The organism is Waterburya sp. (genome assembly GCF_058530065.1).
Genome location: NZ_JBZNBU010000434.1, coordinates 1 through 6,645 on the forward strand (window position 1 = coordinate 1; position 6,645 = coordinate 6,645).

Annotated in this window: 6 protein-coding genes and 1 pseudogene; 5 read left to right on the top strand and 2 right to left on the bottom strand. The window is 35.0% G+C overall.

Translation table 11 applies throughout. The features are described from left to right. The 5 genes and pseudogenes from AC33VI_RS23310 to AC33VI_RS23330 form a co-directional block, all read left to right on the top strand. Positions 1 to 220, top strand: a pseudogene (locus AC33VI_RS23310) (hypothetical protein); the annotation flags it as partial. 152 nt (positions 221 to 372) lie between these two features. Continuing rightward, positions 373 to 1,662, top strand: a complete 1,290-nt coding sequence (locus AC33VI_RS23315) for an O-antigen ligase family protein (RefSeq protein ID WP_491784649.1) — start codon at positions 373 to 375, stop codon at positions 1,660 to 1,662. 46 nt (positions 1,663 to 1,708) lie between these two features. After that, positions 1,709 to 2,842: a glycosyltransferase family 4 protein gene (locus AC33VI_RS23320; protein WP_491784650.1), complete on the top strand. Its 1,134-nt coding sequence runs from the start codon at positions 1,709 to 1,711 to the stop codon at positions 2,840 to 2,842. 44 nt (positions 2,843 to 2,886) lie between these two features. Beyond that, positions 2,887 to 3,756 (top strand): sulfotransferase domain-containing protein, encoded by an 870-nt coding sequence (locus AC33VI_RS23325; protein ID WP_491784651.1) that lies wholly within the window; start codon positions 2,887 to 2,889, stop codon positions 3,754 to 3,756. Between the two features lie 145 nt (positions 3,757 to 3,901). After that, positions 3,902 to 4,549 carry a sugar transferase gene (locus AC33VI_RS23330; RefSeq protein ID WP_491784652.1) on the top strand — a complete coding sequence of 216 codons (648 nt, stop codon included), beginning with the start codon at positions 3,902 to 3,904 and terminating at the stop codon, positions 4,547 to 4,549. Here AC33VI_RS23330 and AC33VI_RS23335 read toward each other — a convergent pair. Together AC33VI_RS23335 and AC33VI_RS23340 are read right to left on the bottom strand one after the other, a co-directional pair. Next, positions 4,536 to 5,615 carry a DUF1517 domain-containing protein gene (locus AC33VI_RS23335; protein ID WP_491784653.1) on the bottom strand — a complete coding sequence of 360 codons (1,080 nt, stop codon included), beginning with the start codon at positions 5,613 to 5,615 and terminating at the stop codon, positions 4,536 to 4,538. The two genes, AC33VI_RS23330 and AC33VI_RS23335, sit on opposite strands and share 14 nt — an antisense overlap. Positions 5,616 to 5,683: 68 nt before the next feature. Further along, positions 5,684 to 6,178, bottom strand: coding sequence for a TolB family protein (locus tag AC33VI_RS23340; protein WP_491784654.1), 495 nt, complete (start codon positions 6,176 to 6,178; stop codon positions 5,684 to 5,686). Positions 6,179 to 6,645: the final 467 nt, after the last annotated feature.

The window sequence follows — 6,645 nt, forward strand, 5'->3', positions numbered from 1 at the left end:
TAGTATAGTTTTAAAAGTCAGAGATATTTTAGGTATTAAGGAATTAGGGATCCTCAATAAAATTCGTTCTGTGAATACAAAAGTAGAAGCTCGTCAGCCCCTATCTAATGAGTTACGCCAAGAAATGATTGCTGAATTCACTTCTGATATTCAAAAACTATCACAGCTAGTAAATCGAGATTTAAGCCACTGGTTAATAGCAAAAACCTCAAGTAAATAAACAAAAAAATTAGATATTTCGGTTTTTTAGATATGTTATGGCAGAAAGCCAATATTTTTACTGCAAAGCATATCTTTTCTCAGTATCTAGAAATTTTGCCAGACGAGAAAAATTTAACTTAAATAATTTTATAGATCGTTAATTTGATAATAATGAGTAGCTTAAGTCAGCAAACCAATAAACCAAAAACGGGTTTTCTAATTTACTATCAATGTTTTTTGGCAGTAGCAGTAATTTTCGTTTTTTTTAGTAGTCTTCCTGGGATTTTAAGTGCTTATGGAAAGGGAATTCCACTATTGTGGATGATTTTATTTATCTTATTGGCTGCGCCATTATATCCATCAATTTTCCGAAAATTATCATACTTTCCTAAATCTATGTTTATTTGGTTTGGGCTTTATTTGGCAATGACTTGTATTGCTATTTTGGCAATGCCTGGTACTTCAGTACCAGTACAACAAATTCTAGAAGATCAAATCAGATCGATAATTTTTATCTGTCTGATAATGCTAATTTTTTCGGAATATACAATAATCCATAGCTATGTCAGAATATCGATCCTACTGGTAACCATCTTTAACGTTCTCCTTTATCTTGCTCAATTTATTCAGCCCTCTATCTTACAGGAAGTTCAAGATGTGCCAGGAAGATCGGGAGGATTTTATATTGATTCAAATATGGCAAGCTTTGCTTTAAATACAGGTTTGATTTTTTCTATTAGTTTGATTAAACCAAAGTATCGTTTAATTTATGCTTTGTTCGTGCTAATGGGTAATGCTGTTACTTTTTCTCGTGGTGGTATGGCTTGTTGGGGATTGATTGTTTTGTTGTTTATGATATTTAAAGTTATTCCCCGTAGTCAACTACCCATATTAATAATATCAATTTTGACAACAGCAACAATTATTTCAAGTCAAATAAATAACTTAGCTTATATTAAAACTCCCGATGGTCAGGATTTATTTAGCGAAGGTACAATCGAGCGGGTAAAGTTTCTAGTTAATCCTTTTGCAGATGGGGAAGAAGAAATAGAAGAAGAAGGCGATGAATCGCGGCTATTACTTGTAGAATTGGGTTGGCAAAAGTTTACTCAAAGTCCTTGGTATGGTAACGGTTTGGGGAGTGGTTCTATTCAAGGGGTCAAAGCTGATTTAGGCAGCGAACCTAGAACGCACAATATATATCTTGATCGCGCGATCGAATATGGATTTTTAGGAGCTTTACTTTACCCACTGTTTGTTTTGGCTGCAATCTGGAAAGCTCAAGGAGAACATCGCAGATATGCCATCATATTTGGCATTAATCTTTTAATTTGGGGCATATTTAGTCATACAGTATTTACTAACTTTACTATTTTGACTTGTTGTGCATATGTGGCAATTTTAACCCAGCAAAGTAGAATAAATCGTTTTCTCCAAGAAGAGCAAAAAATTGAGTATTAAAAATAATCTAAAGATATCTGTAGAGACTTACTCAGGCAGCATAAAAATGATCAAAATAGTTTATTTGACTACAGGGTTAAACATGGGTGGAGCAGAAGTTATGCTCTACAATCTTTTAGCTAAAATAGATCGAAAGCGCTTTGACCCCACAGTAATCTCTTTGATGGATAAGGGAGTTTTTGGCGAACAGATCGAACAGTTGGACATACCAGTGTATAGTGGGGGAATGCTAATCGGTAAACCCAGTTTGGGTTCGGTTAAACGGATTATTAATTTAATTAAGCAAGCACAACCAGATTTAATTCAAGGTTGGATGTATCACGGCAATATAGGTGCTCAGTTTTTTAATTTGATTAGCAGGAGAAAAATCCCTGTCCTGTGGAGTATTCACCATTCCCTGCACGATTTATCTTCAGAAAAGCCTTTGACTCAAGCCATTATTCGTTTTGGTAGTTTATCTTCAAGATTTATTAGCAAAGTGGCTTATGTTTCGGAAAAAAGTCAAGGTCAACATCAAGAACTCGGTTATGCCAAGCACAATAGTTGTGTAGTGCCTAATGGCTTCGATATTTCTAAGTTTCAACCTTCTGAGGAAGTCAGGCAAAAATTTCGTCAAGAATTGGGTATCTCCGACGATATTTTTTTAATTGGCTCTTTAGCTCGCTATCATCCCATGAAAGACCATGCCAACTTATTAAAAGCAGCAAAGGTGATGTTGAAAGACTATCCTAATACTAAGTTTGTCCTAATTGGTACAAATGTAGATCGGGAAAACTCTGCTTTAACTGGCTTAATCGAAGAATTAGGTATTAGAGACAATGTATATCTTTTAGGACAACGCAGAGATATTCCTCAAATAACACCAGCTTTAGATATTCTGACTTCTTCTTCGGCTTTTGGGGAAGCTTTTCCTTTGGTGATTGGAGAAGCAATGGCTTGTGGAGTTCCCTGTGTGGTTACAGATATTGGAGATTCTGGTTGGATTGTAGGAGATACTGGGAAAGCAGTACCCCCTAAAAATCCAGAAGCCTTGGCTTTGGGGTGGCAAGAAATTGCTAATTTAGATCCAAAAGCGAGGGTTGAGAAAAGTAAAGCTGCTCGTCAGAGGGTTGTAGAAAAATTTGCCCTCAATTCAATTGTCAATCAATACGAAAATATTTATCAAAGCGTAGTAGCTTAATAGTAAGTTAATTTAATCAATTATCAAAAAAATCATTAACATTGATGTCCAAACAACTAGATTTTGTAGCAGTTGGTCCGTTTAAGACTGGAACTTCTTGGATTTACGATTACTTGTTAAATTACGATCGGGTAATCTTGCCAACTAAAGTTAAAGAAACTTTCTTTTTTGATAACAAGTTCGATCTCGGTCTAGATTGGTATTTTGCACATTTTCCCAGTCTTGATGAAACTAAAACTATAGGAGAAATTGCTCCTAGTTACTTTCATTCCGTTGCAGCTACCCAGAGAATATTCGATCACAATCCTCAATGTAAAATTTTAGTTACCTTACGAGAACCGATATCTCGTATCGTTTCGTATTATTCTCATATGAAACAAAGGGGAAGAATTGAACCAGGTATAAGTCTTACTGAAGCATTAGCAGATAAAAAGATTTTGTTGGAAACGTCCCGTTATTATTTTCATTTATCTAGATGGGTTGAGATTTTTGGAGAAGATAATGTTAAAGTTATTTTCTTTGAAACTTTACAAGAATCCCCAGAACAATTTGCAGGAGAACTCTCAGATAAACTTGAAATAGAATTAGAGAATGTAGATTACGATTTATCCAAAAAAGTTAATGCCAGTGTGGCTCCAGTAAATCATAATGTTTCTAAATTGGTTTATTCTGGAGTTAGATTTTTACATAATTCAGGACTACACAAAATAGTAGACTATGGAAAAAAAATAGGCATCAAGCAAATACTTAATAGAAATAAATCGAAAAAAAATAAAGATATATTTAGCCAAGATGAATTGCTGAATGCCTTTAATTTGTGCAAGCAAGATATTCTGATGTTGGAAAGTCAAGTTGGCTTAGATATTTCTCCTTGGAAATCAATTTGGAATGAGAAAGGAATTAAGATAGATTGATAATTGCATCAATGGAATAAAGTCAGTTAAGTATATGTTTGAAATTTAGCGAACTGAGATTAATAAAAAAGTAAAATTGAGAGATTAAACTAGAACTGGATACTACTGAAATAACAATTTAATAATTAATAAGTCTGACAAAACTATGAGTAGACTAATCAAAACTATAGTCGATCGCCTGGCAGCAGCGATCGCTTTATTGCTGTTGTCTCCAGTGATCTTGATTCTAGCAATTCTAATTCGAGTCAATCTGGGCAGTCCTATTTTCTTTACTCAACTTCGTCCAGGGAAAAACGGTAAAATATTTGCCTTTTATAAATTTCGCACCATGAGCGACAAGAAAGATGAAAATGGTAATTTATTACCCGATAGCGAGCGGATGACCCCTTTTGGTTCGATGATTCGCAAGACTAGTTTAGATGAATTACCCCAATTACTCAATGTTTTGCAAGGAGACATGAGCTTAGTTGGACCTCGCCCTTTATTGCCTCACTATCTCGAACGCTATACCCCAGAACAAATGCGCCGTCATGAAGTATTGCCAGGAATTACGGGATTGGCTCAAACTAACGGACGTAATACCTTAGATTGGGATTCTAGATTTAAAATGGATGTCTTTTATGTGGATAATTGGAGTCTATGGCTAGATTTGAAAATTCTCTTTGCTACTGTAGAAAAAGTAATTAAAAAAGACGGTATTAGTAAAGAAGGTCACGTTACCTGCACGGAGTTTATGGGTTCTGCCAATAGCGATGACGACGATCGAGCCAATTCCAATCCTATAAAGGTATAACCTTGGTATATTCCATCAATAGCTCCTCATCAGTTAAATATTCATTAGCTGCTTGGGGAGTCCAGAGTAATTCAAATTTCATCAAATAATCTTCTCGCATTCCAGAAAGAGTTTGCAAAGCCTGCTGTAATTCTTCGACATTGTTGATTTGGCTAAATAAAGCGCGATCGTCTGCCGAACCTATAATTAGAGTCACCACAATATAAGCAGGAAAACCATCACTATCAGTTTGGCGAGATTCTCTGGTAGTAATTTTGCCTTCTACATTACTCAAACTCTCTCCACTAAATTTACTTCTTTCGTTAAAAGACAATACATCAAATTCTGATTCTGCGTTACTAATGTCCATCGATTTAGAACTAGAAGCTACGTGAGTCCAATGATTTTCGTTACGCCTCAAAATTAAAACCGACTCTTTCATCAGTTCGAGCAATCCTGCGACAGAATCTGTATCTGCACTTGTAGTTAGATTGGATAAATCTTGCTGTAATTCTTTCGCCTCAGAAGACAAAACGACTTGTAACCAAGAAATAGTAACGCGATCGTTGTCTCTTTCCCTGGCGATATTGCGTTTGGCTCGATTAGAGGCTTTGGTTCTATCAGATGAAGAACGAGACACCTTATAAACGATCGCCCAGAGAACAAGAATTATAACTATAAAAAAGATGAAACCAAGAACAAATAAAATAAAATTGTCAGCAGAATTACTTCTACTAGTGCGATGGTAATTGGGAGAAGAATCTCGACGGCGATAATCGTCATAGCTACGCTGAGTAGAATTTCTTCTTTCGTAACTACGACTGGGAGAACTATAAGATTTACTTCTGCTTTTAGTGGAGCTACGACTGGGAGAACTGGATTTAGAACGAGATGGTTTGCGCTTAAAAGAACCACCGCTACTACGTCCGCCACTTTTTTTGGCAATAACTTTTTCTGCCTTAAGTTCTGTAATGCCGTTATTTTGGATGGGCAAATTCAAAGCATTTACTACAGCACCGTGATTGGTAATGGCGATCGCGCTGAGAATCGCTAAAAATAGCTTGATTTGCTTGGTTGAAAATACCACGAGTTTATCTCATTTTTGTGATTTAATTCCCTCCTATAGTTCCCAATTTTCGGCTCAATTTTAAATTCTTAATTCTCAGTTACATTGCGACTGACAATCGAGATTTTCCACTTGCCCAATTGGCTGGTTTGAAAAGCCACTTTACTACCATCGCCATTAATTGTGGGATTGGCACACGAGCCTTTGACATTTGCTGTTAATAGTTCCGATCTTTGGGAAGTGCGATCGTAAACAAAAATATCGGTTTTCCCTCTTTCTGTAGAAACATAAGCAATATAACGTCCGTCTGCACTCAATGATGGTTGACTTTGACTAGAATCGCGACGGTTTAGATTGGGCAAGGAAATCAATTGTTTTTGTTCGAGATCGAAGAGAAAAATATCTCTTCTGCCACGACGATCCGAAGCAAAAGCTAAATAGCGACCATCCGAACTATAATTAGGTTCTTCTTCTGTTGAATTGCTATTAATTCCGCCAGTAACTATTTCTGGTTGGATAAGTAAGCTGGAAGAACAACCACTAATGGATAATAATCCCAAGATAATTAATAATCTGAAGAACATTAAAACCAGTAATTTGAATGGGATCTTAAGAAAATATAAATCTCAAGATCTTTGATGAAGATGAGGTTCAATATTTATCTACTATATTCAATAGTACTTCAATCTAATTAAGGATTTAAAATATTCAAATAAAAATTTATTCTAAATTCACGGTCAAAAAAAACGCTAAATATGAGAGGTTAATTTGATTGTATTATGGGTAGCAAAACCAGATATAGTCTTATTTATTAAATTTTTTTTTAATAAATAAACCGATTTAACACCGCAATTAACAATTATTTTATTAATTTCAAATTGTTGTTAATTATTTGTACAGTTTCTAACTTAACTCATATTTACGTTAATTGGACAATAAACAATCCTTAACCTCTATTATTAGAGATATCAAAGAGCGAACAAAGCAATTAATAGTGTTTAACTTCGATCTTGATTTACTAAAAATGCTCGTTTGTATTACTATTAAATAA

Bases quoted from the DNA above. Each gene is read 5' to 3' on its own strand.
- AC33VI_RS23315 (WP_491784649.1), top strand. From the start codon at position 373: ATGAGTAGCTTAAGTCAGCAAACCAATAAACCAAAAACGGGTTTTCTA.
- AC33VI_RS23320 (WP_491784650.1), top strand. From the start codon at position 1,709: ATGATCAAAATAGTTTATTTGACTACAGGGTTAAACATGGGTGGAGCA.
- AC33VI_RS23325 (WP_491784651.1), top strand. From the start codon at position 2,887: ATGTCCAAACAACTAGATTTTGTAGCAGTTGGTCCGTTTAAGACTGGA.
- AC33VI_RS23330 (WP_491784652.1), top strand. From the start codon at position 3,902: ATGAGTAGACTAATCAAAACTATAGTCGATCGCCTGGCAGCAGCGATC.
- AC33VI_RS23340 (WP_491784654.1), bottom strand. From the start codon at position 6,178: ATGTTCTTCAGATTATTAATTATCTTGGGATTATTATCCATTAGTGGT.